Below are 22,235 nucleotides of genomic sequence, written 5' to 3'. Positions count from 1 at the left end.
CGGGGAACACCGGGGCCGCCGCCGAGAACGTGCCGGACCCGGACCGATTCGTGATCATCGAAAGAGGAACGCCCGCATATACCGGCCCAGGCCGGCACCGGACACCGGAGGACTGCCATGGCGAAACCGGCATCGCCGCTGCGTGCGGAACCGACGGCCACCCCGGCGGAGCGGGCGGCCCTGGGCAAGGCCGCGCGGCGAGCCGTGCCCCGGTCGAGCCACGCGGAGTTCGCGCCCCCGGCTCGGCGCCCCGACCCGCTGGACATCCTGGAGGCCCAGTCGGCGTCGCGGCTGCCGGACCTCGTCCCGATCCGGTACGCCCGCATGACCGAATCGCCGTTCCGCTTCTACCGGGGCGCCGCCGCCGTCATGGCGTCCGACCTCGCCGCCTCGCCGGTCTCCGGGATCCGCGCCCAATTGTGCGGTGACGCGCACATGTTGAACTTCCGGCTGCTGGCGTCCCCGGAGCGGAACCTCCTCTTCGACATCAACGACTTCGACGAGACCCTGCCCGGGCCGTGGGAGTGGGACGTCAAGCGGTTGGCCGCCAGCCTCGTCATCGCGGCGCGCGCCAACGGCTTCGACGACGCCGAGCGGACGGCCATCGTCCGCGCGACCGTGCGCTCGTACCGCGAGTCGATGACGCGGTTCGCCGGGATGCGCAACCTCGACGTCTGGTACGCCCGCGTCGACGCCGCCCGCCTCCAGGAACTGGCGGCGGAGCACCTGGCCAAACGCGGGCGCCGGGGCCTGACCCGGGCGCTCGACAAGGCCCGGGGGCGCGACAACCTCCAGGCCTTCGGCAAACTCGCCGAAGTCGCCGACGGAGACACCCGCATCGCCGCGGACCCGCCGCTCCTCGTCCCCCTCGCCGATCTGCTGCCCGAGGGCGAACGCCGGTCGCTGGAAGGCGAGTTCCGCAGGCTCGTCCGGCGCTACCAGCGCACCCTCCAGCCCGACCGGCGGTCGCTGCTCGCCGACTACCGCCTGGCGGACGCCGCCCGCAAGGTCGTCGGCGTCGGCAGCGTCGGCACGCGGTGCTGGATCCTGCTCCTCCTCGGCCGCGACCAGGACGATCCGCTGTTCCTCCAGGCCAAGGAGGCCGACACCTCCGTCCTCGCCCCGTACGTCGGCGCGAGTGGGTACGCGAACCAGGGCGAGCGCGTCGTCGCGGGGCAGCGCCTGATGCAGGCGGCGAGCGACATCTTCCTCGGGTGGGAGCGCGTGCAGGGCCTGGACGGCGTGCGCCGCGACTTCTACGTGCGCCAACTGCGCGACTGGAAGGGCATCGTCGACCCGGAGGTGATGGTGCCGCGCGGCATGCGCGCGTTCGGCGAGATCTGCGGGACCACGCTGGCACGCGCCCATGCCCGCTCCGGCGACCGCATCGCCATCGCCGCGTACCTGGGCCGCGGCGACGCCTTCGACCGGGCCATCCAGCCGTTCGCGGAGGCGTACGCCGATCAGAACGAGCGCGACCACCAAGCGCTTGTCGCGGCGGTCAGGGCCGGGCGGCTGCCCGCGGCCGAGCCGGAGCCCGCGGCGGCGGGCGGGCGGGGGAACCGGGCGCGCTGACCGCGTCGGCGTGCGCGCGATCGGCGGGGGCGGGCCATCCGGGGGGCGTCGCCGGGCGGTCGGCGGTATCTCCGGAGGGGTGTGCGGCGTGTCGTACGCCTTAATGGCTGCAAGTCGATTTGTATTGTTTTGCGACTCCTCTGTGTGGAATCGGGAGGCCGAGCGTGCCCGCTGCCGCTCTCCACCCCCGTCCCCAGGAGGAACAATGTCGTCATCCCTGACCCGGGTGACCGGCCGAGCCCCCGCGCTCGCCGCCGGACTGCTCGTACTCGCCGCCGCGATGCCCGCGACGGCGTACGCCGCGGAGTCCGCCGCACCCGAGTCCCCGCTCACGTCGGCGTCCGCCGCGCACGAGCCGGGCAGCGCGGGCGCGCGCGCCGAGAACACGCCGAAGGACAGCCCCGAGTCCGCGGAGGCCGCCGCGGCGGCGACCGAAACCGCCGAGTCCGCTGAAGCGGCCGGGGGTACGGAGGCCGCCGAGGCCGCCGGCGACACCACCAAGGCCGAGGAGGCCGCGGAATCCGCGGAAGCCGAGGAGTCGTCGGGCTCCGGCTATTGGGACTCCCTGGGCGCGAGCGAGGCCGAGGCCGCGGAGGCCGAGGCGGCCGACACCGCGGACTCGGGCAAGTCCTGGCAGCAGTCCGAGCAGTCCGAGCAGTCGGAGCAGTCCGAGAAGTCCGAGCATTCCGACCACGCGGAGCACTCCGAGGAAGCCGAGCACCCCGAGGCCTCCGAGCACGCCGAGCGCCCCGGAGCCGAGGTGCCCGGGAGGCCCGGAACCGAGGCGCCGGAGCCCCCGGCCGCCGCCGGGCTGCCGCGGACCGGTCCCGGCAGCGACCCGGTGATGCTGTCGCTGGCCGGCCTCGGTCTGGTCGCCGCCGGCGGTGCGGCGGTCGCGGCGACGCGGCGCACGCGCCGCGTCCGCGCCCAGTGACGGTGTCGGAGGCCTGACGTGTTCATCCAGATCATGCAAGGCCGCACCGGCGAACCCGGGCGGTTGAAGGCGCAGTTGGAGCGCTGGCGCCGTGACCTCGGTTCCGGTGCCCGCGGTTGGCTCGGCTCCACCGGCGGAGTCGCCGACGACGGTACGTTCGTCGGCGTCGTCCGCTTCGAGTCACCCGAGGCGGCCCGCCGCAACAGCGACCGTCCCGAGCAGGGCGCCTGGTGGCGCGAGACCGAGCCCCTGTTCGACGGCGGCGTGCTGTTCCACGACTGTCCGGACACCGAGACGCACGGCCGGGGCGGCTCGGACGACGCGGGATTCGTCCAGATCATGCAGGGACGGATCACCGATGTCGAGCGCCTGCGGGCGTTGAACAAGGGCATGGACGAGACGGTCGCGAGGTTCCGCCCCGACGTCATCGGCAGCGTCACCGCGCTGCACGGCGACGGGGGCTTCACCGAGACCGTCTACTTCACCTCGGAGGCCGCGGCCCGCGAGGCCGAGGCCAAGGAAATGCCCCCGGAGATGCGGGACTTCTTCGAGCGGGAGTCCGAACTCCTGCGTGACGTCACGTATCTCGACCTGCACGACCCCTGGATGATGTCGCCCGCGTGAGCGGCGTGACGTGATCCGGCCCCCGGTGCCCGCGTCCTCCCGAGAGGCCGCGGGCACCGGGGGCCGGGCGCCGGACGGCCGTTCGCGTCGTCATCGCCCGGTCAGGCGCTGTCCGAGGAACACCCCCGGCTCCTCGCGGTAGAACTCGACCCGCAGACCGTTGGGGTCCTGGAGGTACAGGCTGTCCTCGACACCCCGATCCGGGCCCAGGTACGCGACGCCGGCGTCGTCGAGCCGCCGCTTCATCTCCGTGAAGCGCGCCGCGTCCACCGACAGCGCCAAGTGCTGGATGCCGCCGAGGGTTTCGTCGAACGGCGGGTGGTCGTGTCCGGGGAAGTCGAAGAAGCCGAGGAGGTTGGCGTTGCCGACATCGAAGAAGAAGTGGCTCGACCCCGCGTAGTCCCGGTTCTCCACCAGCTCCACCAGCGGGAAACCCAGGAACTCCTGGTAGAAGCGGATGGTTTCCTCGACGTCGCGACAGATGAACGCCGCGTGGTGGATCCCCCGGGTGGGCGGCGCGGGCCGTGCGGCACCGTCCCGGAGGTAGCGGTCGCGCAACGCGTCGCGACGGGCGCGCACCCGTGCGAGTTCCGGGCCCTGCGGCTGTGGCATGGTTCCTCCTCGGAGCTGCCGGTCGAGGCCTCCACAGTAGGCACCGGAACGCGCGGGCCCGGTGACATTCCGCGACATTCCCGCGGCGCCGCCGACAGCGAAGACGGCGCGGACAGTGAGGAGACGACGATGGAGTTCGCCGATGTGGTGCGGACGACCGGGGCCGTACGGCGGTTCCGGGACGAGCCCGTGCCCGACGCGACACTCGCCCGGGTGTTCGACAACGCCCGCTTCGCCCCCAGCGGCGGGAACCGCCAGGGGTGGCGGGTGATCGTGCTGCGCTCCCCGGAGATCCGCGCCAGGATCCGCGAACTGTCGCGCGCAGGCTACGAAGAGTACGCCGCGTACGTCGCCGCCGGCCGCGTCCCGTTCTCACCGGGCGAGGACGGCCGCTGGCAACAGCCGCCCGACGACGTCGACTTCACCGCACCGGTGGCGCGCAACCGCTTCGTCGAGGAACTGGACCGGGCGCCGGTGATCGCGGTGTTGGCCGTCGATCTGAGGCAACTCGCCGTAACCGACGGGGACTTGCCGCGTCAGAGCGTCGTCGGCGGCGGATCGGTCTACCCGTTCGCGCAGAACATCCTGCTGTCCGCCCGCAACGAGGGGCTGGGCGGCGTCATGACGACGTTCCTGTGCCGCCGTGAGGCCGAGGCCAAGGAGGCGCTGGGGCTGCCCGGCCCGTACGCCATCGCCGCGACGCTCGCGATCGGCGTACCCGAGCGCCATCCGCGCAAGCTGACCCGCCGCCCGGTCGGGGACTTCGTGACTTTCGACCGCTTCGACGGCCCGGCCTTCCCCGACCCCGGAGAGTGACGAGGCGCACGGGCGCGGCGCTCCCGCGCGGGAGCGCGCGTTCCGGAGGAGAGCGCCACGTCCGCGGACCCGTCCGCCGGGCCGCCGGCATCCGCCGAGGACTACCGTGGATGGCGGCGGGGGCAGGCGGAGGAGGTCGGTATGGGAGCGGCGACCACGAACGGTCCGAAGGTCCGCGTCGCCCTCGACGGGGTCTCCGAGACGCTGCTGTGGACCCTGTACCACCGGGCGATGGAGGCCCGCCGGCCCGACACCGTCCTCGACGACCCCATGGCCGTCGAACTCCTCGACGGCATCGACTACCCGTTCGAGCGCCGCTTCGGCAAGGCCGACATGGGCAGCGCGCAGGGCCAGGCCCTGCGCGCACGCACGTTCGACGAGGAAGTGCGGGCGTTCCTCGGCGGGCACCCGGACGCCACCGTCGTCGCCCTCGGCGAAGGCCTTGAAACGCAGTTCTGGCGCGTCGACAACGGCCGCGTGCGGTGGCTGACCGTCGACCGCCCGGACGTCATCGCCCTGCGCCGCCTCCTCCTCCCCGCCGAACCGCGCGTCCGCCTGCTGGGCTGCTCGGCACTCGACGAACGCTGGCTGGACGGCCTGGACCCGGCACGCGGCGTCCTGGTCACCGCGCAGGGCCTGATGATGTACCTCCGCCCCTCCGAGGTGCGCCACGTCATCGCCCGCTGCGCCGAACGCCTCCCCGGCGGCGAACTGGTGCTCGACGCCATTCCGCGCTGGCTCAGCGCGCAGACCGTCAAGGGCCGGGTCAAAACCCGCGAAGGCTACGTGACCCCGCCCATGCCGTGGGGGATGGACGCCTCCGAACGCTGGAAACTCCGCGGCGCGCACCCGAACATCACCGAGGTCCGCGACGTGGCACTGACCCGCGGCCGGGGTTTCTTCTACGCGCACGTCGCCCCGCACGCGAACCTGATCCCGCTCATCCGCAAGCGCCGCCCGTCGATCACGGTGATCCGTTTCGGCGAGGGGGCCGCGACGGGCGGGCCGCGCTGAGCCGACGCGGGCGCGGTGGTGCGGGGTGTGGGTGACCGGGGGCTGAGACGCGGGAACGGCTGAGTCCGGGCGGTGCCGCGGCGAGTCGGGGGCGGGGCCGCGGAGCGGGGCCGGAGCGCGCGGGCCGATTCCGGCTCATCTGGGTGTGGGGTGAGCGCCCTGTGCCCGAGGGCCCGTTCGCGGTCTCGATCACGGTGATCCGTTTCGGCGAGGGGGCCGCGACGGGCGGGCCGCGCTGAGCCGACGCGGGCGCGGTGGTGCGGGGTGTGGGTGACCGGGGGCTGAGACGCGGGAACGGCTGAGTCCGGGCGGTGCCGCGGCGAGTCGGGGGCGGGGCCGCGCGGGTGTGGGGTCGGAGCGGCCGGCCCGGTTGGGGCTGATGCGGGCGCGTAGGGCGGGGCCGCGGGGAGGGGGCCGGAGCACGCGGGCCGATTCGCTCATCCGGGTGTGGAGTGAGCGCCTTGTGCCCGAGGGCCCGTCCGCGGTCGCGTGTGCCGGGCCCCGACGGGCTTCCCCGGTCGCGTGCGCGGGTGGGGGAGACCGTCGAGGGCCCGGCGTCTCCGCGGGATCCGGCGGACACGGCCGTGCCGTGTCGCGGTCATCAGGCCAGGCCGACCGGGCCGGGTCCCTCCGAAGACTGGTCGCCGGTCGACGGCCCGTGCGCCCGCTCGTGCTCGTCGAGCAGACCGACGAGCCGCGAGACCTCGTCGTGCGGGGCGCCGCGGCGCTGCTCGGCGTAGTACGCCGCGCCCAACTGCTTGAAGAGGTCCGCCTGTGCCCGGTTCGCCTGGAACTCGTCGGCCTTCTGCTTGCCGGTGGTAACGGTGTCCCGGGCCTTTTCCTTGGCCTTGTCGAGAAAACTGGTCATGGTGCCGCCTTTCGTCGTACGGGAAGGCTTGACGGCGCGCTGCTACCCGCGCAGCCCCGAAGAACACGGATGGCGGACGGAAGCGGCGCCGGTTCTCGCCGCGCGGCCCGGTGTGCCGCCAGGCCCACGCGCCCTTCCGGACGCGGTTTCCGGTACCCCCGGGAACGCGGCCTATGGCCCATCCCTACAAAACCCGGGGCGCCGACTCGGTGGGGATCCGTGCCCGTGGCGACCAATTCCTCCTGCAAGGCTGGCATCGGACAGCGATCCGGCCGCCTGGGCTGGGCCGCTGGGATTTGTATGTTTTCCACAAGCGAAAGGGGCTGCCCATGCGCGGCGCGGACATGGGGATCGTGGTGACGGGGCTCGGGGCGACGACCCCGTTGGGCGGCGACGCGGGCTCGACCTGGGCCGCGATGCTCGCCGGGGAGTCCGGTGTGCGGCGCCTCGACGAGGAATGGGCCGCCGCCTCGCCGGTACGGATCGCGGCGCGGCTCAAGGTCGAGCCGACCACCGTGCTCGACCGCGTCACGGCCCGCCGCATGGACCGCTGCCAGCAGGTCGCGCTCGTCGCGGCCCGCGAGGCGTGGCGCGACGCCGGGGCGCCCGACATCGCGGCGGACCGGCTCGCGGTCGTCATCGGCACGGGGACCGGCGGCGCGGTGACGATGCTCGACCAGGACGACATCCTGGAGGCCTCGGGAGCCCGCCGCGTGTCTCCGCACACCGTGCCGATGCTGATGGTGAACGGTCCGGCCGCGCACGTCAGCATCGAACTGGGGGCGCGGGCCGGGGCGCACACCCCGGTCAGCGCGTGCGCGTCGGGCGCCGAGGCGATCGCGCTCGCCATGGACCTGATCCGGCTCGGGCGCGCCGACGTGGTGGTCGCGGGCGGTGCCGAGGCGTGCGTCCACGCGCTGCCGCTGGCGGGGTTCGCGCAGGCGCGGGCGCATTCGCTCCGCAACGACGAACCGGACGCGGCGTCAAGGCCGTTCGCGGTGGGCCGCGACGGCTTCGTGATCGGGGAGGGCGCGTGCGTGCTCGTCCTGGAGCGTGCCGGGTTCGCCGCCGCCCGCCGGGCCAGGGCGTACGCGCGTCTCGCGGGCGCCGGGGTGACGTCCGACGCCTTCCACATCACCGCGGGCTCTGCCGAGGGGCAAGTCCGTGCGATGCGCGCCGCGTTGGCCGACGCCGGGGTCGCCCCGCAGGACGTCGTGCACGTGAACGCGCATGCCACGTCGACTCCGAAGGGCGATCTCGTCGAGGCGGAGTCGATCGCGGAGGCCGTCGGCGTGCACCCGGCGGTGACCGCGACCAAGTCCATGACCGGCCATCTCTTCGGCGCGGCGGGCGCGTTGGGGGCGATGGCCACGATCCTGGCGGTCCGCGACGGGGTCATTCCCGCGACGCGCAACCTCGATGTGATCGACCCCGAGGTGAAACTCGACGTGGTGGCGGGCCGGCCGCGCGGCGTCCCGGTGCCGGTGGCGCTGGCGAACGCGTTCGGCTTCGGCGGACACAACGCGTCGCTTGTGTTCACCCGGGCCGACGCGTAGGGCGGGGCCGAGGGCGGCCTGAGGACCCGATGCCGGATCAGCGCACGGCCGGACGCGATGTGCCGGAAACGCCGGGCCGGGGAGGCGCGTGGGCCGGCGGGAAGAGAGGCGGCGCGGGGGAACGCGCTCGCCGCCGGGCCCGGCGCGCGACGGGGCGGCGCTGTCGGCCGTCGACCGGCTCCACCCGGGCGTTCGGCGGTGCTCCCGGCTCTCAGCGACGCCCGCCGCCGCTTGAGCTGCCGCCGCTCTTCCCGCCGCTGCTTGAGCTGCTGCCGCCGATGCTCGAACTTCCGCTTCCGCCGATGCCGGAGCTTCCGCCGATGCTGGAGCCGCCCCCGGTCTTCCCGCCCGTGCTCCCGATGCCGCCGCCCTTTCCGCCCGACGAGGACGTCCCGCCCGAGAAGCCGCCGGACGAGGAAGTGCCGCCCGAGAATCCGCCCGACGAGGAGGCCCCGTCCGAGAACCCGCCCGACGACGAAGAGCGGGACGAACCGGTCGTCCCGCTGCTCTTGCCGGAGCCCCCGAACCCGCCGCGTACGATCTTGCCCTTGCCCGGGCGGGAGAAGGTGCCCCCGGTCACCGTCGTGATCGGAGCCCCCACGGACGGGACGAAGTTGCTCTTTCCGCCGGACTTGCGCGGTATGTAGTACCAGATGGCCGCGTTGGGACGGGGGGTGGAGGTCGTGGCGGTCGGTGTGCTCGTGACCAGGCACTCCGCGTCCAACACGCGGGTCTGGTCCGAGGACCGGACGCAGATCTCCGCCCAGTCGGCCTTCTTCGAGCCCCCGCCGCAGGCGACCAGCGAGCCGGCCGCACCCAGCGCAAGCGTCACCGCCACTGCGGCGGACCGTACGTGTCGCCCCGAGGTCGGGGGCATGGCACCAGACTCCTCTCGCGTGCGTCACCGCACGCCGCGAACCACCCGGCGGCAAACGTCTGGTCTGCCCGAGCGATCCGCATTCTCCGGGTACGGCACGGACGTTACTCGCCCGATACACGGCTCCACCAGGCCGCAAGGTGCTCGCGTCGGCGGGACCGACCCGAGGAACAGCCCCCGGAATCACCCACGTTCAGGAGACTCGCATGCAGCCACCCCGCACCCTTCTGGTCACCGGCGGCAGCAAGGGCATCGGTGCCGCCGTGGCCCGCGCGGCGGCCGGTGCGGGATGGGCCGTCGCCGTCAATTACGCGACGGACCCGGCCGGAGCCGACGCCGTCGCCGCCGAGATCGCCGCGTCCGGCGGGCGCGCGGTCACGGTGCGCGGCGACGTGGCGGTCGAGGCCGACGTCGTGCGCATGTTCGACGACTCCGCCGCGGGGCTCGGCGCACCCGTGACCGCACTCGTCAACAACGCCGGAATCGTCGGCGCGCACGGCCGGTTCGACGCACTGGACACGGACACGCTGCGCCGTACGGTCGACGTCAACGTCGTCGGCGCGATGCTCTGCGCCCGCGAGGCCGTACGCCGCATGTCGACGCGCCACGGCGGTTCCGGCGGGCTGATCGTCAACGTCTCCTCGCGGGCCGCCAGTCTGGGCAGCGCGGGCGAGTGGGTGCACTACGCGGCGACCAAGGCCGCCGTCGACACCCTCACGCTCGGCCTCGCCCATGAGGTCGCGGCCGAGGGCGTCCGGGTCAACGCCGTGGCGCCCGGACTCATCGACACCGGGCTGCACGCCGCCGCGGGGCGTCCCGACCGGCTCGCGACGATGGCGCCGTCGGTCCCGATGGGCCGCGCGGGGAGGGCCGGGGAGGTCGCCGACGCGGTGATGTGGCTGCTGTCGGACCAGGCGTCGTTCGTGACCGGCGCCGTCATCCCGGTGCACGGCGGGCGGTGACGGCTCGTCGCGGGTCTCAGCCGATCCCGAAGACCCCGCCCGGCGGGGCCGGGGAGCCGGTCGCGGACGCGTCGGTCACCGGCTCGTGTCCGGCGGCGAAGGCGGACAGCTCGGCGCCGTGCACGGCCACCGCGGGGTAGGGGTCGGCGGCGATCCGCGCGGCCAACGCGTCCACCGGCAAGGGGACGCGCGAGGCCGCCAGCACCGCGTTGCCGAACCGGGTGCCGTCCAGGTGGGTCGCCTCGATCAGCAGGCACACGTGGTCGAACACCCGGCTCACAGTGGCGACTTGGCCGCGCAGGAAGTCCAGGGTGCCTCCGTCGGCGAGATTGGCGGCGTAGACGCCGTCCCCGCGGAGCACCCGCGCGACGTCGGCGACGAACGGCAGCGCGGTCAGATGGGCCGGGATCCGCGCGCCGCCGAAGACGTCCGCGACCACGATGTCCGCCGACGCGTCGGGCCGTTCCGCCACCGCCGCCCGCGCGTCGGCGGCCTCCACGGTGATCGCGGCGTTTGGCGGCAGCGGGAGGTACGTCCGAACGAACGCGATCAGCGCGGCGTCGACGTCGACCACGTGTTGCCGTGAACCGGGACGCGTCGCGGCGGTGTAGCGCGGCAGCGTCAGCCCGCCGCCGCCCAGGTGCAGGACGTCCGGCGCGGTGCCGGGCCGCCCGGCCAGGTCGATCACGTGTGCGAGCCTGCGGGCGTACTCGAACTCGACGTGCTCGGGGTCGTCGAGATCGACATACGACTGGGGAGAGCCGTCGAGCGTGAGCAGCCACGCCCGCGCCCGGTCGACGTCGGGGAGCAGCGCCGCGCGGCCGAAATCGACCTCACACGACACGGGCACGGAATCCATCCGCGAATTCTCGCGCAGGCCGGCACGCGCCGGGGAACGGGAGGGCCGGCCGGTCCATCGGCACAGCACCGCGTACGCGGCGACGGGCCGGGGTGGTGGTGCATCGGCTCGACTGGGGCTGGGGGTGGTGGGCCTCGGTGTCCGGTGTGTTGTGTCGGCAGGTCGTTCGGCGGGTGGGGCCGCGGCGCGGGGTGCGGCGCGGCCCCGGTGGCGTGCCGTGTTTGCTCAACGTCCGCGCAGATCGCGGTACTTCGCGACCAGTTCGGTTGTCGACGCGTCCAGGTCGTCCGGTGTGGCCGCGCCGGTCAGCACCGGCTCGATGCGCTTCGCCAGGACCTTGCCCAGTTCGACACCCCACTGGTCGAAGGAGTCGATGTTCCAGATCGCGCCCTGCACGAACACCTTGTGCTCGTACAGCGCCACCAACTGCCCGAGCACCGACGGCGTCAGCTCGCTCGCGAGGATCGTCGTGGTCGGGTGGTTGCCCCGGAACGTCTTGTGCGGCACCAAGTGCTCGGGCACGCCCTCGGCCCGCACCTCGTCGGGCGTTTTGCCGAACGCGAGGGCCTGCGTCTGCGCGAAGAAGTTGGCCATGAGCAGGTCGTGCTGCGCGGCGAGCGTCGAGGGCAACTCCGCGACCGGGCGGGCGAAACCGACGAAGTCGGCCGGGATCACCTCGGTGCCCTGGTGGATCAGCTGGAAGTACGCGTGTTGCCCGTTGGTGCCGGGCGTCCCCCACACGACCGGCCCCGTCTGCCAGGTCACCGGGACGCCGTCGCGGTCCACCGACTTGCCGTTCGACTCCATGTCGAGCTGTTGGAGGTACGCGGTGAACTTCGAAAGATAGTGCGAATAGGGGAGGACGGCGTGCGACTGCGCGCCGAGGAAATCGCCGTACCAGACGCCCAGCAGGCCCAGCAGCAGCGGCGCGTTCTCCTCCGGAGGGGCCGTGCGGAAGTGCTCGTCGACCAGGCGGAAGCCGTCCAGCATCTCGCGGAACCGCGGCGGGCCGATGGCGATCATGAGCGAGAGGCCGATCGCCGAGTCGTACGAGTAACGCCCGCCGACCCAGTCCCAGAACTCGAACATGTTCGCGGTGTCGATGCCGAACTCCGCGACCTTCTCCGCGTTCGTGGACAGCGCCACGAAGTGCCGCGCGACCGCCTCGGGCCCCGCCTTCAACTCGGTGAGCAGCCATTCGCGCGCCGAGGTGGCGTTGGTGACGGTCTCGATCGTCGTGAACGTCTTCGACGCCACGATGAACAGCGTCTCCTCGGCGTCCAGGTCGCGGACCGCCTCGTGCAGGTCCGCACCGTCGACGTTCGAGACGAAACGCACGGTCAGCGCCCGGTCGGCGAAGGTGCGCAGCACTTCGTACGCCATCGCGGGCCCCAGGTCGGACCCGCCGATGCCGATGTTGACGACGTTGCGGATCGGGCGCCCGGTGTGGCCCGTCCACGCACCCGAGCGGACCTGGTCGGCGAACGCGGCCATCTTGTCGAGTACGGCGTGCACATCCGGGACGACGTTGTGTCCGTCGACCTCCACCACGGCGTCACGCGGCGCGCGCAGCGCGGTGTGCAGGACGGCGCGGTCCTCGGTGGTGTTGATCTTCTCGCCGCGGAACATCCGCTCGCGCAGCCCCGCGACGTCGCACGCCTCGGCCAACGCGCGCAGCAGACCCAGGGTTTCGTCGGTCACCAGGTGCTTCGAGTAGTCGATGTACAGGTCGCCGACCCGTACGCGATACCGCCGCGCGCGCCCGGGATCCGCCGCGAACAACTCGCGCAGGTGCGCCGAACGGAGAGTTTCGTCGTGGTGCCCGCGCAGCGCGGCCCATTCGGGGCGCTGGTCGAGGCGGGGCGTGCTGGCTGCCGATGGCATGGGCGTGTCCCCAGTGATTCAAGGAAGCAGATGTCAACGCATGAGACTACTGCGCGCACACGGAAGCGGTGATCGCGCGGGATATATCCGGACAAGGCGGCTGGGGGTGTGGGAGGGAGCGGCGACCGCGCGGGGTTGCGGGGAGGGTCGGGGCCGGGGTGTGGCGTGCTGTTCGGGTGGGGCGGGGTGGGTCGGGGCGCGGGGCGGTGGTCGCCGTCGGATGGCACGGGTCCGCTTCCGGACGGGCGGGGCGGCCGGCTCGTGCCGGTGCGGGGTCGCGGGGGTCGCGTGGCGGTCGCCGCGGTCGGCACGGGCCGTTGCTCCGAGAGGAGTTCGGGGGACGTGTGCGGCGTGGGCTGTCGCGGACGGCGTTGTCATGGCCCGCGGGTGGCGCGGTCATGGCTCCGAGGGGTGTTCGGTTGACGTGTGCGGCGTGGGGACGCGGCCCGGCGGGTGTGCCCGGGCGGTCGCCGCGTCAGGTGGGGCGGATGCCGTCGTCGTCCCCGCCACCGTCGCCGCCGGGCTTGTCGCCCGTGTTCCGGGAGCGTCCGCCCCGCGCCCGCGCCTCGCGCCTCGGGATGCGTCGCCACCCCTCGGGCATCGGTGTGCCCCGCGCCCACACGCCCACCCGCCCCGGCGTCTCGACGAGCACCGTCCCGACCACCGTCGCGGCGACCACCACCGCGAACAGCACCACGAGCCACGACTCGATCGCGAACGCGACGCCGAGCGTCCCGTACCGCCGCTCGTTGGTGGTCAGCAGGTGCGGGACGTACTCCGCGGAGAAGGCGCCCAACAGCACCGTCCCGCACGACGTCGCCAGCGCCGTCGGCCACAGCGCACGCCAGCGCACCCGGCCGGACAGCAGCACGAACGGCGTCCACGACCACAGCACGAGGGAGCCCGCCGCCGTGATCAGCGACCGTGTCAGCGTCCACGGCACGCCGCCGAGCGAGACCTTGAACGTCAGGGCGAGCACGACGAAGTACACGAGCACGCCGATGATCCACGCCAACGGCCGCCACGCGCTGCGCAGCCCTCCCGGGGGCAGGCGCCAGGCCCGCTCGTACACCCGTTGCAGGGCCCGGCTGAAGCTCGTCGCGGCGAGCAGCACGAGCAGCGAACCGACGACGGTCACCCCGGCCTCGTCGGTCGCCTCGGCGATGACCTCGATGTTCTGCGTGGTGGAGCCGCCGCTCAGGCCGACGTGCTTGCGCAGCACGTCCACGAGACCGTCGGTCACCGAGTCGGGTGCCGCCGCCGCGACGACGATCACCAGGGGCAACAGCGCCAGAAACGCCTGGGCGGCGAGTGCCAGCATGCGGTCGGTGATCTGGATCTCGAACGCCCGTGCGGTGCAGCGGCCGACGAACCCGCCCTTCAGCGCGGTGTACAGCCGTACGGCGCGCGTGCGCCACGGCTTCGCCGCCTCGGCATCCGCCACCCGCATCCACCACCCAGAACCGAAGCCGACCGTCCTTCACCGGAACGGGTGAACGGATGCGGCCGGACGCCGCGCGCCGATCCGCTGCCGGGCCGCCCGCGAGGCCCGGAGACCGAGGCCCGGCACCCAGCGCCCGGGCGCACGCGCGAGGGCCGACCGCGTGCGCGCGGGCAGGCGTGTCCGAGCCGCCCGGCGCGGGCCGGCCCCGCACGGCGACACCGCCCCGCACCGGAATCCGCGAACCGCCGCGGAGCCGCCCGCGGGTGGGCCGTCCCGGTCACGGCCCTACGCGCTCACGGAGTCGCCGGTGTCCTTGACCGCCGACACCTCGAACTCGAGGGTCACCTTGTCGCTCACCAGGACGCCGCCCGTCTCCAGCGGCGCGTTCCACGTGATCCCGAAGTCCTTGCGCATGATCGGCACCGACCCCTCGAAGCCCACCCGCAGGTTGCCGAACGGGTCGCGCGCCGCGCCCTGGTACTCGAAGTCGACGCTCAGCCGACGCGTCACGTCCTTGATCGTGAGGTCGCCGGTCAGGCGGTACTTGTCGTCGCCCAGCGGCTCCACCGCGGTGGAGGCGAACGTGATCTCGGGATAGGCCGGCGCGTCCAGGAAGTCGTTGGTGCGCAGGTGCCCGTCGCGCTGCTCGTTGCGCGTGTCGATACTCGCGGTCCGGATCGTGACCTTCGCCCAGGACCGGGCCGGGTCGTCCCCGTCCAGGTGGGCCTTCCCCTCGAACTCGTCGAAGGAGCCGCGGACCCTCGTGACCATGGCGTGGCGGGCCGAGAACCCGATCCGGGTGTGCGCGGGGTCGATGGTGTACGTGCCGGTCAATTCGCTCTGCGGAATGGCGCTGTCGGTCATCGGGATGCTCCGTGTGTCGGCAGGCTTCGGTGCTTCCGAGCCTGCTCCGGGCGGAGATCGTCGGCAACCGGAAACCGGATTCGGCCCCGTGCCGTCCACAAGTCGGGGCGGGGAGTCGCCCTTTCGGGTGAGGGGAGGACACGCGGTGTCCAAGGTCATGGCTTTTCTGGCGTTCTGCGCGGCGATAGTCGGCACGATCCTGTACTTCACGACGGATCTGTCGCTGTCCGAGCTGCTGGCTTTCGGCGCGGGGGCGCTGTTCCTGATGTGGCAGGTCGTCCTGCTGACCGTGCCGTGGCGGCTGTACTTCCAGGCGCGCACGGTGATCCGTGAGATCCACTTGGCCCGCGACCAGGGCACCGAGGTCCCCGAGAAGCGGGAGGAAGAGGTCGTACGCCTGGCCGGGCGCCTCAAGTGGGCGGCGATCGGCGCGCACCTGCTGTCGGCCGCGGTCGTCGCCGTCATCACCTTCTTCTCCGGCGAGGAGATCGGCTACTACTTCTCCGGCTTCTACCTGCTGAGCACCGCGTTCCGCCCGGCCCAGGCCTACTTCTCCCACCTGCGCGGACGACTGACCGGGATGCTGAAGGAGGTCAAGTATCCTCACGAGAACGTCGTCGAGCTGCGTGCCCGGGTCGCCGCGAACGAGGCTTCTCTGGAGGCCTTGTCGCGCCGCGTCGAGCAACTGGCCGAGGAGGACGCCGAATTGCGCCGACTCATCATGGAGATGGACGAGACCGCGAGCGCGCGCGGCGACCGGCAGGACCGCGAACTGGACGCCATCGGACGGCGCTTCGAGGACACGGTGAACCGACTGACCGACAACCAGGAGGTCATCGCGGGGATCAAGGCGTTCCTGCGGCTGCTGCGCACCGAACACGCGTAGGCCGGACGTCGCGCGGTGCCCGTCCCGATTTCCTTCGTTCCGACTGCCCCGAGGTGATCCCGTGTCCTACGCGTTCGACCCCGAACTCGCCGCCGCCATCGCGCTGATGCCGGACGTACCGCTGGACGACCTGCCGGCCGTGCGTGCGATGCAGGCGGTGTTCGGCGCCGGGCCGGCTTCCGCGTCGGGCGCGTCCGACGTCACGTTCACCGACGCGATGGCCCCGGGCCCGGCCGGTGCGCCCGACGTCCTGTTGCGCGTCTACCGCCCGGCCGACGCCCCCGACGAGCCGCTGCCCGCGGTGTACGACATCCACGGCGGCGGGTTCATCCTCGGCTCGGTGGAGGTGTCGCACGAGGGCACTCTCGAGATGTGCCGGGCGCTCGGCGCGGTCGTCGCGTCGGTGGACTACCGCCTCGCGCCCGAGGACCCCTACCCGGCCGGGGTGGAGGACTGCTACGCGGGCCTGGCGTGGTTCGCCGCCGAAGCGGACCGCTTCGGCGTGGACCCGGCGCGCATCGTCCTGCACGGGGCGAGCGCCGGCGGGGGCCTCGCGGCCGGCACCGCGCTGCTGGCCCGCGACCGGGGCGGCCCGTCGGTGCTCTTCCAGTACCTGGCCATGCCGGAGCTGGACGACCGCCTCGACACCCCCAGCATGCGGGCGTTCACCGACACGCCCGTCTGGGACCGGGGCAAGGCCGCGATCAGTTGGGACGCCTATCTCGGGCCGGGGCGGCGCGGCGGCGCGGACGTCCCGGTGTACGCCGCGCCCGCGCGGGCCACGGACCTGCGCGGGTTGCCGCCCGCGTACATCTCGGTGATGGAGTTCGACCCGCTGCGCGACGAGGGCATCGCCTACGCGCAGGCCCTCCTCGGGGCCGGCGTCAGTACCGAACTGCACCTGCTTCCGGGCACGTTCCACGGCTCGCAGATGGTGCGGGACGCGGCGGTCACGCGTCGGGAGAAGGCCGAGCGGGTCGCGGTGCTGCGTCGGGTCCTGCACGGCTGACGGTCGGCCACGGGGCGAGGTCCGGGTGCTTGGGGGCGCGGTCGTCGCCCGATGAGCGCCCGGTCGCGCGGCGGTAGAGCCACGGGCCGAGGTGCGCCTTGGCCCAGCGCGCGTCGTCGCGGCGGCGCGCGAGCCACGGGGCCGGTGCCGCGGCGGGGAGCGGGGTGCGCCACGCGGCGTCGTGCGGGAGGCCGAGGGCTTCGCACACGGCCTCCGCGACGCGGGCGTGCCCGTCGGCGGACAGGTGCAGGCGGTCGGCGGCCCACAACCGCGGGTCGTCGAACGCGCGTACGGTGAACAGGTCGACGACGGTGGCGTGGTGCCGCGCGCCGAGGTCGTCGACGTACGCGATCAGCTGTTCGATGCGCGGCATCAGGCGGGCACTGGACTTCAGGCGCCGCGTCGGATCCGCGGTACGGAACAGCACCAGGTGCCCGCCCGCCGCGGCCAGTGCGGCGGCGGACTCCTCCAACGCGGCACGCACGGCGCCGAGATCGCAGCGCGGGCGGAGCACGTCGTTGAGCCCGCCGGCGAAGCTCGCGAGGTCGGCCCCGAACGCCGCCGCGGTGGGCACCTGGTCGTCGGCGATCTGGCGGATCAACTTGCCGCGCACCGCGAGATTCGCGTACCTCAGCCCGGGATCGGCCTCCGCCAGCCGGTCGGCGAGCAGATCCGCCCAGCCGCGATAGGCGCCGTGCGGGTGCGTGGCGGGCGGATACGGGTCCGACATGCCCTCGGTGAACGAGTCACCGACCGCGACGTAGCTGCGGAAGGGGCCGGCGGCGGGTCGGGAGGGCGCGGAGGCGTCGGCGGGGGTCGTCATGGCGCACCGATTTTAGGCGCGGCGCGACGGCCGGGCGCACGCGGGCGCGCACCCGCCTCGACCGCGCGGCCGAGCGCGTTCCGGCCCCGGCCCCGCGGCCGGGCGCGACACCGGCCGTGCCACCGGGCGCGGTAGCACCGGTTCCCCGCCAGAGCCGCCCCTTTCCGTGCGGGAGAGACCTCGGCTGCGCACCGGCCGGCGCCCCGCCGGGCGCGTACGGCCGCGCCGCGGGGTGCCGCAGCACCGGCTTCCCGATCGGCCGAGCCGCCCTTCCGTTCGGACGACCCCCCTTGCGTTGGGACAGCCCTCGGCCCCCTCGGCCGCTTCGGCCCCCGTCGGCCGCGTCAGCGCCCCTCGCGGCCGAGTTCCGCGACGCGGGTCAGTGCGGGGAGGGCGTCGGTGATCGCCCGGCGCTGTTCGGGGGTCAGTCGGGCGATGAGCGGGGCCAGGTGGCGTGCCCGGTCGTTGTGGCGGGAGCGCCCGATGGCGCGGCCATCGTCGGTGATGTGGACCAGGACCGCGCGTCCGTCGCGGGGATCCGGTCGGCGCTCCACGAGGCCGTCGCGTTCCAGGCGCGTGACGAGCTGGGTGATGCCGGGCTGGCTGATCTGCTCGGTTCCGGCCAGCTCGGTCAGCCGCATCGGGCGGTCCGCGGAGGCGAGGGTGTCGAGCACCGACAGCGTCGTGAACGGCAGCTTCTCCAGTACCGGCATGCGGATGTAGAAGCGGTTGAAGTCCTCGATGGCGGCCGTGAAGGCGAGTACGTCGAAGCCCGGTTCGCCGCCGTCGCGTTCGTGCCGACCCGGGGGATGAGAGGTCTGGTCCACCCGGCAAATGTATCGCACACTTAATTAATCTGCTTATGATGTTTCCGCCGTGCCGCCGCCGTCGCCTTCCCGCGCGGCCGGCGGCACCCCCGCGGTCACCAGGCACGAGGAGAGAGATCCATGACTGTGCGCGTCGGCATCAACGGATTCGGCCGCATCGGCCGCAACGTCTTCCGCGCGGCGGCGGCCCGCGGCGACGCCGACCTGGAGATCGTCGCCGTCAACGATCTCGGCGACGTCGCGACCATGGCCCACCTGCTGGCGTACGACTCGATCCTGGGCCGCTTCCCCGGCAAGATCACCGTCGAGCGCGGTGCGATGCGGATCGGCGACCGCACCGTCGACGTACTCGCCGAGCGCGACCCGGCCGCGCTGCCGTGGGGGGACCTCGGCGTGGACGTCGTCATCGAGTCGACAGGCGTGTTCACGCGCGCCGACAAGGCCCGGGCGCACGTCGACGGAGGCGCCAAGAAGGTCGTCATCGCCGCCCCGGCCGACGGCGAGGACGTCACCATCGTGCTCGGTGTCAACGAGGACGCCTACGACGCGGCGCGGCACACGATCCTCTCGAACGCGTCCTGCACGACCAACTGCCTCGCGGTGCTCGCCAAAGTGCTGCACGACGCGGTCGGCATCGAGTCGGGCATGATGACCACCGTCCACGCCTACACGCAGGACCAGAACCTCCAGGACGCTCCGCACACCGACCTGCGCCGGGCCCGCGGCGCGGCCCTCAACATCATTCCGACGTCGAGCGGGGCGGCCAAGGCCATCGGTGTGGTCCTGCCGGAACTCCGGGGCCGCCTCGACGCGTTCGCGCTGCGCGTGCCCGTCCCCACCGGTTCGGTCACCGACCTCACCGTGACCACGAGCCGGCCCACGACCGTGCGCGAGGTGAACGAGGCGTTCGCACGGGCCGCCGACGGGCCGTACAAAGGCCTCCTGTCCTACACGGAAGCCCCGATCGTCAGCTCCGACATCGCCGGTGATCCCGCGTCGTGTGTCTTCGACGCGGGGCTCACGCGCGCGATCGGCCCGCAGATCAAGGTCGTCGGCTGGTACGACAACGAATGGGGCTACGCGAACCGCCTGATCGACCTGGCCCTGCTCGTCGGCGCGACCGCCTAGCGGGTGGCCGACGGCGGGCCGGCCGTTCCCGCGCGGGTCCACGCGCTTTCGCGCAGGAGGCGCAGGCCGTTGAGGCCGACGATGACGGTGGAACCCTCGTGGCCGAGCACGCCGATGGGGAGGGGGAGGTGGCCGAGCAGGTCCCACAGGACCAGCGCGGTGATGAACACCCCCGCGATCACCAGGTTTTGGAGTACGAGCCGCCGGGCGGCGCGGGACAGCGCGATCGCGCGCGGGATGGTGGCGAGTTCGTCGCGGACGACGACCACGTCGGCGGTCTCCAGGGCGAGATCCGATCCCGCACGGCCCATCGCGACGCCGGTGTGCGCGGCGGCCAGGGCGGGGGCGTCGTTGACGCCGTCGCCGACCACCAGCACCGCGTGCCCGGCGGCCTCTCGGGCGCGCACGGCGGCGACCTTGTCCTGCGGCAGCAGCCCCGCGCGGACGTCCGTGACGCCGACCTCGGCGGCGAGGCGCGCGGCGGCGCGCGGGTTGTCGCCGGTCAGCAGCGTCGGCGCGGTGCCGGTCAGCGCGGTCAGTGCCGCCACGGTCGCGGCGGCGTCCGGGCGCGGCCGGTCCGCGACACCGAGCACACCGGCCGGGACGCCGTTCAGCACGACCACCGCCGCCGTGCGGCCGAGCGCCTCCAACTCCCCGGCGGCCTCGGCCGCCCGCCGGGTGAGCGGGCCGCCGTCCGAGGGGAGGACGCGGGCGGGCGCGCCGACCGCGACCGTCCGGCCGCCGACCGACGCGGTGACGCCGACGCCCGGTGCGGACGCGAAGTCCTCGGCGGCGTCCGGCTCCAGGCCGCGGCGGCGGGCCGCGTCCACGACGGCGCGGGCGAGCGGGTGTTCGCTGGGGAGTTCCGCCGCGGCGGCCCATCCGAGGAGGTCGTCCTCGGTGAGTCCCGACCCGGGGAGCACGCGGATGTCGGTGACGCGCGGCGTGCCCTCGGTGAGTGTGCCCGTTTTGTCCAGGGCGACCGCGTCCACCCGGCCCAGGCGCTCCATCACCGCCGCGGACTTGACCAGGACGCCGTGCCGCCCGGCGTTCGCGAGCGCGGACAGCAGCGGCGGCATCGTGGCCAGGACGACCGCACAGGGCGACGCGACGATCATGAAGGTCATCGCGCGCAGCAGCGCCCCGGACAGGGCCGCGCCGAAGGCGAGCGGGATCGCGAACACCGCGAGTGTGGCGACGACGATGCCCACCGAGTAGCGCCGCTCGATCCTCTCGACGAGCAACTGCGTGGCCGCCTTCGTCTCGCACGCCTCCTCGACCATCGCGACGATCCGCGCGATCACCGAGTCGGACGCGTCCCGCTGCACCGCGACCCGCAGGGCGCCCGCGCCGTTCAAGGTGCCCGCGAAGACCTCGTCGCCGGGGTGTTTGGCGACCGGCAGCGGTTCTCCGGTGATCGTGGCCTGGTCGACCTCGCCGGCGCCGTCCAGCACGCGCCCGTCCGCGCCGATCCGCTCGCCGGGCCGCACCAGGATGACGTCGCCGACCGCCAACTCCGCGGTGGCGACGGTCTCTTCGGTGCCGTCGGCGCGCAGCCGGTTCGCGGTGGCGGGGGCCAGGTCGAGCAGGCCGCGTACGGCGTCCTCGGTGCGGGCCGTCGCCAGCGCCTCCACCGCGCCGGACGTCGCGAAGATGACGATCAGCAGCGCGCCGTCCATGACCTGGCCGATCGCGGCGGCGCCGAGGGCCGCGACGATCATCAGCAGGTCGACGTCGAGGGTCTTCGCGCGCAGCGCCCGCAGCCCGGCCCGGGCCGGCTCCCAGCCGCCCGCGAGGTAGGCGGCGGCGTAGAGGGGCAGCCAGGTCCACGGCGGCGCACCGGCCAGGTGCAGGGCCAGCGCGAGCAGGAACGAGGCCGTGGCCGCGGCGGCCCGCCGCGCCTCGGCCGCCGCGAGAACGCGGGTGCGGCGCGGGGGAGGCACGGCCGTGCGGGCGGGCGGCGACGGCGCGGGCGCGGTGAGGGTTCGGGGCATGGCGGCGGGGTTCCTTCGCGGGGCGGGGCTCGCGCAGGCGAGCGCACGGGGACGGGGCTCGCACGGACGGGGCTTGCACGGACGGGGTTCGCGCGGGCAGGGCTCACGCGGGGAGGCTTCGCGCGGGCTCGGCGAGCGACCGACGCCCACCTTACAGGAAAGGATGAACATCTATTCATGTATCGCGTCGGTAGGATGGCCCCATGGGACACGCAGCCGCCACCGACGCCGCGCACGACGTCCCGCGCACACGCCTCGACACCGACAACGCCGCCAAGGTCGCCGCCACCCTCCAGGCCCTCGCCACGCCCTCCCGCCTGCTGATCCTCGCCCGCCTGCGCGAAGGCCCCCTCCCGGCGACCGAGCTCGCGAGTGCCGTCGGCATGGAGCAGTCCGCCTGCTCGCACCAGTTGCGCCTGTTGCGCAACCTCGGCCTCGTCGTCGGCGAACGCCACGGGCGCTCCATCGTGTACGCGCTGTACGACCACCACGTCGCCGAACTCCTTGACCAAGCCGTCTTCCACGTCGAACACCTGCGCCTCGGGCTCAACGACGCGGCCGTCGAATAGCCGTCGCCGCCCCGGGGGTTCCGCATCCGGTCCCCAGGGCGCAAACCATCCGCGCATGTCGGCCAGACACCGAACGCCCGTGCCCCGCCCGCGTACCGTGGCGCCTCGAT

General features: G+C 73.6%; 21 protein-coding genes. 11 read left to right on the top strand and 10 right to left on the bottom strand.

Annotation, left to right across the window (positions count from 1 at the left end; genetic code table 11):
- Window positions 1–117: 117 nt before the first annotated feature.
- From LO772_RS03115 to LO772_RS03105, 3 genes are all read left to right on the top strand, one after another.
- The gene (locus LO772_RS03115) at window positions 118–1,575 is read left to right on the top strand and encodes a DUF2252 domain-containing protein (RefSeq protein WP_231776776.1); all 1,458 of its coding nucleotides are present in this window, start codon (window positions 118–120) and stop codon (window positions 1,573–1,575) included.
- A 205-nt stretch (window positions 1,576–1,780) separates the two neighbouring features.
- Entirely contained in the window at window positions 1,781–2,509 is a 729-nt protein-coding gene (locus LO772_RS03110) for an LPXTG cell wall anchor domain-containing protein (RefSeq protein ID WP_231776775.1), read from the top strand.
- Between the two features lie 18 nt (window positions 2,510–2,527).
- Complete coding sequence (locus LO772_RS03105; RefSeq protein WP_231776774.1) at window positions 2,528–3,133, top strand: hypothetical protein; 606 nt, start codon at window positions 2,528–2,530, stop codon at window positions 3,131–3,133.
- 90 nt (window positions 3,134–3,223) lie between these two features.
- Here LO772_RS03105 and LO772_RS03100 read toward each other — a convergent pair whose 3' ends face one another.
- Complete coding sequence (locus LO772_RS03100; RefSeq protein WP_231776773.1) at window positions 3,224–3,745, bottom strand: VOC family protein; 522 nt, start codon at window positions 3,743–3,745, stop codon at window positions 3,224–3,226.
- Window positions 3,746–3,874: 129 nt separating this feature from the next.
- Between LO772_RS03100 and LO772_RS03095 the strand changes: the two genes are divergently transcribed.
- Both LO772_RS03095 and LO772_RS03090 read left to right on the top strand, forming a co-directional pair.
- Window positions 3,875–4,561, top strand: a complete 687-nt coding sequence (locus LO772_RS03095; RefSeq protein WP_231776772.1) for a nitroreductase family protein — start codon at window positions 3,875–3,877, stop codon at window positions 4,559–4,561.
- A 141-nt stretch (window positions 4,562–4,702) separates the two neighbouring features.
- Window positions 4,703–5,575, top strand: coding sequence for a class I SAM-dependent methyltransferase (locus LO772_RS03090; RefSeq protein WP_231776771.1), 873 nt, complete (start codon window positions 4,703–4,705; stop codon window positions 5,573–5,575).
- 601 nt (window positions 5,576–6,176) lie between these two features.
- Here the strand turns inward: LO772_RS03090 and LO772_RS03085 are convergent.
- Entirely contained in the window at window positions 6,177–6,443 is a 267-nt protein-coding gene (locus LO772_RS03085; RefSeq protein ID WP_231776770.1) for a hypothetical protein, read from the bottom strand.
- Between the two features lie 329 nt (window positions 6,444–6,772).
- Here LO772_RS03085 and LO772_RS03080 point away from each other — a divergent pair, with 329 nt between their 5' ends.
- The gene (locus LO772_RS03080) at window positions 6,773–7,999 is read left to right on the top strand and encodes a beta-ketoacyl-[acyl-carrier-protein] synthase family protein (protein ID WP_231776769.1); all 1,227 of its coding nucleotides are present in this window, start codon (window positions 6,773–6,775) and stop codon (window positions 7,997–7,999) included.
- Window positions 8,000–8,210: 211 nt separating this feature from the next.
- Here LO772_RS03080 and LO772_RS03075 read toward each other — a convergent pair whose 3' ends face one another.
- Complete coding sequence (locus LO772_RS03075) at window positions 8,211–8,837, bottom strand: hypothetical protein (RefSeq protein WP_231776768.1); 627 nt, start codon at window positions 8,835–8,837, stop codon at window positions 8,211–8,213.
- A gap of 245 nt (window positions 8,838–9,082) precedes the next feature.
- On the opposite strand from LO772_RS03075, the gene LO772_RS03070 reads away from it, so the two are divergent.
- On the top strand, window positions 9,083–9,838 hold the full coding sequence (locus LO772_RS03070) for an SDR family oxidoreductase (RefSeq protein WP_231776767.1): 756 nt from the start codon (window positions 9,083–9,085) through the stop codon (window positions 9,836–9,838).
- Between the two features lie 16 nt (window positions 9,839–9,854).
- Here LO772_RS03070 and LO772_RS03065 read toward each other — a convergent pair whose 3' ends face one another.
- From LO772_RS03065 to LO772_RS03050, 4 genes are all read right to left on the bottom strand, one after another.
- Complete coding sequence (locus tag LO772_RS03065) at window positions 9,855–10,697, bottom strand: spermidine synthase (protein WP_231776766.1); 843 nt, start codon at window positions 10,695–10,697, stop codon at window positions 9,855–9,857.
- Window positions 10,698–10,922: 225 nt separating this feature from the next.
- Window positions 10,923–12,581, bottom strand: coding sequence for a glucose-6-phosphate isomerase (gene pgi, locus LO772_RS03060; RefSeq protein WP_231776765.1), 1,659 nt, complete (start codon window positions 12,579–12,581; stop codon window positions 10,923–10,925).
- A gap of 475 nt (window positions 12,582–13,056) precedes the next feature.
- Window positions 13,057–14,025 carry a YhjD/YihY/BrkB family envelope integrity protein gene (locus LO772_RS03055; protein ID WP_231776764.1) on the bottom strand — a complete coding sequence of 323 codons (969 nt, stop codon included), beginning with the start codon at window positions 14,023–14,025 and terminating at the stop codon, window positions 13,057–13,059.
- Between the two features lie 285 nt (window positions 14,026–14,310).
- Window positions 14,311–14,889 (bottom strand): YceI family protein, encoded by a 579-nt coding sequence (locus LO772_RS03050; RefSeq protein WP_231776763.1) that lies wholly within the window; start codon window positions 14,887–14,889, stop codon window positions 14,311–14,313.
- Window positions 14,890–15,034: 145 nt separating this feature from the next.
- On the opposite strand from LO772_RS03050, the gene LO772_RS03045 reads away from it, so the two are divergent.
- Window positions 15,035–15,775, top strand: coding sequence for a hypothetical protein (locus tag LO772_RS03045; RefSeq protein ID WP_231776762.1), 741 nt, complete (start codon window positions 15,035–15,037; stop codon window positions 15,773–15,775).
- 61 nt (window positions 15,776–15,836) lie between these two features.
- The gene (locus LO772_RS03040) at window positions 15,837–16,784 is read left to right on the top strand and encodes an alpha/beta hydrolase (protein WP_231776761.1); all 948 of its coding nucleotides are present in this window, start codon (window positions 15,837–15,839) and stop codon (window positions 16,782–16,784) included.
- On the opposite strand, the gene LO772_RS03035 is transcribed toward LO772_RS03040, so the two are convergent.
- Window positions 16,726–17,607: an SGNH/GDSL hydrolase family protein gene (locus LO772_RS03035; protein ID WP_231776760.1), complete on the bottom strand. Its 882-nt coding sequence runs from the start codon at window positions 17,605–17,607 to the stop codon at window positions 16,726–16,728. The two genes, LO772_RS03040 and LO772_RS03035, sit on opposite strands and share 59 nt — an antisense overlap.
- A 344-nt stretch (window positions 17,608–17,951) precedes the next feature.
- Entirely contained in the window at window positions 17,952–18,434 is a 483-nt protein-coding gene (locus LO772_RS03030) for a MarR family winged helix-turn-helix transcriptional regulator (RefSeq protein ID WP_231776759.1), read from the bottom strand.
- 120 nt (window positions 18,435–18,554) lie between these two features.
- On the opposite strand from LO772_RS03030, the gene gap reads away from it, so the two are divergent.
- Entirely contained in the window at window positions 18,555–19,562 is a 1,008-nt protein-coding gene (gene gap, locus LO772_RS03025; protein WP_231776758.1) for a type I glyceraldehyde-3-phosphate dehydrogenase, read from the top strand.
- Here gap and LO772_RS03020 read toward each other — a convergent pair.
- Complete coding sequence (locus LO772_RS03020; protein WP_231776757.1) at window positions 19,559–21,556, bottom strand: heavy metal translocating P-type ATPase; 1,998 nt, start codon at window positions 21,554–21,556, stop codon at window positions 19,559–19,561. The genes gap and LO772_RS03020 overlap by 4 nt on opposite strands.
- 203 nt (window positions 21,557–21,759) lie before the next feature.
- On the opposite strand from LO772_RS03020, the gene LO772_RS03015 reads away from it, so the two are divergent.
- Window positions 21,760–22,125: an ArsR/SmtB family transcription factor gene (locus LO772_RS03015; protein WP_231776756.1), complete on the top strand. Its 366-nt coding sequence runs from the start codon at window positions 21,760–21,762 to the stop codon at window positions 22,123–22,125.
- The last annotated feature ends 110 nt before the right edge of the window (window positions 22,126–22,235 follow it).

The sequence above is a fragment of the Yinghuangia sp. ASG 101 genome (assembly GCF_021165735.1).
GTDB lineage: Bacteria > Actinomycetota > Actinomycetes > Streptomycetales > Streptomycetaceae > Yinghuangia.
This window is presented reverse-complemented; position numbering and strand designations above follow the sequence as displayed.

What these genes read in the sequence shown, in the direction of transcription:
- LO772_RS03115 (WP_231776776.1), top strand. Translation starts at nt 118, where the DNA reads ATGGCGAAACCGGCATCGCCGCTGCGTGCGGAACCGACGGCCACCCCG.
- LO772_RS03110 (WP_231776775.1), top strand. Translation starts at nt 1,781, where the DNA reads ATGTCGTCATCCCTGACCCGGGTGACCGGCCGAGCCCCCGCGCTCGCC.
- LO772_RS03100 (WP_231776773.1), bottom strand. Translation starts at nt 3,745, where the DNA reads ATGCCACAGCCGCAGGGCCCGGAACTCGCACGGGTGCGCGCCCGTCGC.
- LO772_RS03095 (WP_231776772.1), top strand. Translation starts at nt 3,875, where the DNA reads ATGGAGTTCGCCGATGTGGTGCGGACGACCGGGGCCGTACGGCGGTTC.
- LO772_RS03090 (WP_231776771.1), top strand. Translation starts at nt 4,703, where the DNA reads ATGGGAGCGGCGACCACGAACGGTCCGAAGGTCCGCGTCGCCCTCGAC.
- LO772_RS03085 (WP_231776770.1), bottom strand. Translation starts at nt 6,443, where the DNA reads ATGACCAGTTTTCTCGACAAGGCCAAGGAAAAGGCCCGGGACACCGTT.
- LO772_RS03080 (WP_231776769.1), top strand. Translation starts at nt 6,773, where the DNA reads ATGCGCGGCGCGGACATGGGGATCGTGGTGACGGGGCTCGGGGCGACG.
- LO772_RS03070 (WP_231776767.1), top strand. Translation starts at nt 9,083, where the DNA reads ATGCAGCCACCCCGCACCCTTCTGGTCACCGGCGGCAGCAAGGGCATC.
- LO772_RS03065 (WP_231776766.1), bottom strand. Translation starts at nt 10,697, where the DNA reads ATGGATTCCGTGCCCGTGTCGTGTGAGGTCGATTTCGGCCGCGCGGCG.
- pgi (WP_231776765.1), bottom strand. Translation starts at nt 12,581, where the DNA reads ATGCCATCGGCAGCCAGCACGCCCCGCCTCGACCAGCGCCCCGAATGG.
- LO772_RS03050 (WP_231776763.1), bottom strand. Translation starts at nt 14,889, where the DNA reads ATGACCGACAGCGCCATTCCGCAGAGCGAATTGACCGGCACGTACACC.
- LO772_RS03035 (WP_231776760.1), bottom strand. Translation starts at nt 17,607, where the DNA reads ATGACGACCCCCGCCGACGCCTCCGCGCCCTCCCGACCCGCCGCCGGC.
- gap (WP_231776758.1), top strand. Translation starts at nt 18,555, where the DNA reads ATGACTGTGCGCGTCGGCATCAACGGATTCGGCCGCATCGGCCGCAAC.
- LO772_RS03020 (WP_231776757.1), bottom strand. Translation starts at nt 21,556, where the DNA reads ATGCCCCGAACCCTCACCGCGCCCGCGCCGTCGCCGCCCGCCCGCACG.
- LO772_RS03015 (WP_231776756.1), top strand. Translation starts at nt 21,760, where the DNA reads ATGGGACACGCAGCCGCCACCGACGCCGCGCACGACGTCCCGCGCACA.